This is a genomic window from Deltaproteobacteria bacterium, from assembly GCA_026712905.1.
Taxonomy (GTDB): Bacteria; Desulfobacterota; Binatia; order UBA9968; family JAJDTQ01; genus JAJDTQ01.
This window is the reverse complement of sequence record JAPOPM010000107.1, coordinates 1-1,643: the sequence shown is the minus strand read 5'-3', so window position 1 is coordinate 1,643 and position 1,643 is coordinate 1. Positions and strand designations below refer to the sequence as shown.

Annotated in this window: 2 protein-coding genes; both read right to left on the bottom strand. The window is 63.2% G+C overall.

All coding sequences use genetic code 11. The annotated features are described in order from the left end of the window. Positions 1 to 160: 160 nt before the first annotated feature. Positions 161 to 1,228 (bottom strand): amidohydrolase family protein, encoded by a 1,068-nt coding sequence (locus tag OXF11_08295; protein MCY4487099.1) that lies wholly within the window; start codon positions 1,226 to 1,228, stop codon positions 161 to 163. Positions 1,229 to 1,432: 204 nt separating this feature from the next. Next, the coding region (locus tag OXF11_08290; GenBank protein ID MCY4487098.1) for a hypothetical protein at positions 1,433 to 1,643 on the bottom strand (211 nt) is incomplete at its 5' end.

Here is a 1,643-nt window from a genome sequence, read left to right as displayed (position 1 = left end):
TCGCTCGGGACCACCACCCCGGCGGCGCACAGTAGGCCTGCCATCAAGAAGACGGCCAACGATTTCGTTACTGCGGTCATGCTTTCCCCTTTCTGATGTTAACTGCCTTACCGTGACGCTGACGCGTCAAGGCCCAACGTCCTCCGTTCACCACGAAAACTCACAGGTTGAAAAACCGCTTCGCATTGTCGCCCAGCACCGCCTGCTTGTCCTCCCTGGACATGTCGTCGCGTTCCACCACCTCCTCGATCTCGTGTTTAGCCGCTGGCAAGTCCACCTCGTGCGGATAGTCCGAGGCGTAAGCGAAGGCCTCGATGCCTACCCTGCTCGCGACGTACGCCAGGGTCTCTTCGCTGCCCTCGCATCCCAGCAGGATCCGGCCGCCCTTGAGATACTCTACCGGCCGCATCTTGGGCTGGTCCGCGGCGTCGAAGTAATTCTCGTCACGCACCATGCGGTCGATGAGGAAATCGAGCCAGCCGCAGCCCCCTTCCATGAACGCCGCCTTGAGCTTCGGATGCGCGTCGAACACGCCGTGGTAGATGAACGACACCAGCGCGATCATCAACGGGATCGAATGATGCAGGACGTGGGAGCCCGTGAAGTTCGTGAACGTGTCTATTCCCATGCCCAGGTTGGAGCCGCCGTGAATGGCGATGGGCACCCCCAGGCGCTCGGCTTGCGCGTAGACCGGCCAGTAGCTCTGGTGGCCCAGGTGCAGCGGAAGTCCCGTGGAGGGCAACATGCCGCCGACAAAGCCGAGCTTTTCCACCGCGCGCCGAAGCTCCTTCACCGCCTCCGGGACGTCCTGCATGGGCAGCAGCGCCACCGGCCGCAGCCGGTCGCTCACCTTGGCGAACTTCTCGTAGATGTAGTCGTTGTAGGCTTGGCAGACCTCGACCGCGTACCGCGGTATCTGGATGAGGCCTACCGAAAGCCCTTCGGTGGTGAACAGGACGGTCTTGTCGATGCCGGCCTGCTCGAGGAAGGCGACCCAGTCCTCGCCGCTCCCCGGCATGTACTCGCTGGCGGTGACCCGCTCGCTGCCGGTGGTCCCGGCGTGGAGGGCGAAGTGCATCCCGTCGATGGAAGGGAACACCCCCTGGCGGTCCCGGGCCGGGTTCGTGGCCTGGCCCTTGATGCGGTCGCTCATGAAGTCGGCCATATCGGGGATCCATTCCACCACATGGCCGTCACAATCCACTACGGAATAATCGTCATACGACACGGCTGCCTCCCGAACCGCTTGCGCAACCCGAACGCCGCGCTGCTGTCCGCCATCGAGACCACGCGATTCCGAGTCTCACGGCGTGACACAGGACACTAGTCGAAGCCCTGAACCCATGTCAAGTGGCCATCCGGGATGGAGATGCTGAAGAGAATACTGCGTACGTACGGGAAGGGGCCCCGCAACCCCGGGCCCCCCACCGGACTACTCGCTCAGGAAAACGTCGAGAGCCTTCTTGCCGGGCAGACCCGCCTTCTCCACGCTCGCCACCCAGTCCGCGTTGATCTTCTTGACGCCCGCGGTGTTCTTCCATTTCTCCCGGTCGGAGCGTGAGAACTCGATGATCTTGACGCCCTGGCCCTTGAGGAAGTTCTGGAACTTGACGTCGCCGTCCCTCATGGCCTGGGCCTCCCAC